The sequence below is a fragment of the Roseibium aggregatum genome (assembly GCF_014692675.1).
Classification (GTDB): Bacteria; Pseudomonadota; Alphaproteobacteria; order Rhizobiales; family Stappiaceae; genus Roseibium; species Roseibium aggregatum_C.
On the sequence record NZ_JABFCZ010000088.1, the window covers coordinates 1 to 681 of the forward strand.

Sequence of the window (681 nt, forward strand, 5' to 3'; positions counted from 1 at the left end):
AACGTATGGCCCGCCCCGTCTGCAAGGGGTAATTTGAAGATTGCTCTGTTCAGTCTGCGTCAACGTATCCGGTCTCGGGGTCGAGCCCCGGCCAAGATGGAGATCCGCGCAGTCTGGTCCTCATAATCACACCGGCCTCGATCGACCGTTCAATAGTTCAGGTTTCCAGGCTGCCGTTCAACTGTCAGGCCATCTTCTTCTCACCACCCGCAGATTATTGAAGCTTCAGCTTAGCGCCGAAGACCACTGTGTTCCTTATGCGGCCGCGATCGTCGGATCGAAACCGCGCTCCTTGCGCAGCACCGCCCAAACGATGCGTGCAAGCTTTGCCGCCAGCGCCACCACGACAACATTCTTGTGCGACCGCTCTAACAAGCCGCGGACCCACCGACCGAGCGAGGTATCCTGAGCCATAATGCGCGGCAGCACCGCACGTGCGCCGTGGATCAGGTTCGCCCGCAGGTACCTGTTGCCGCGTTTGGATATGCCAAGCAATCGCGGCTTGCCCCCTGTGGTTGCCTGACGTGGTGTCAGGCCCAGCCAAGCAGCAAGGTCTCGCCCACGCCCGAAGCTGCGTGCGTCGCCAACCGCTGCAACAAGTGCTGTGGCATTGATGACGCCAATCCCGGGGACAGTCGAAAGGCGGCGGGCGGCTTCATTCTCGCGCGCCATTGCTACAAA

Annotated in this window: 1 protein-coding gene; it reads right to left on the reverse strand. The window is 60.6% G+C overall.

Features of this window, described 5'->3' with window-relative positions; genetic code table 11:
* Positions 1-255: 255 nt before the first annotated feature.
* Positions 256-681, reverse strand: a 426-nt coding sequence (locus HK439_RS26405; RefSeq protein ID WP_190294465.1) for an IS110 family transposase, incomplete at its 5' end; no start/stop codon positions are given.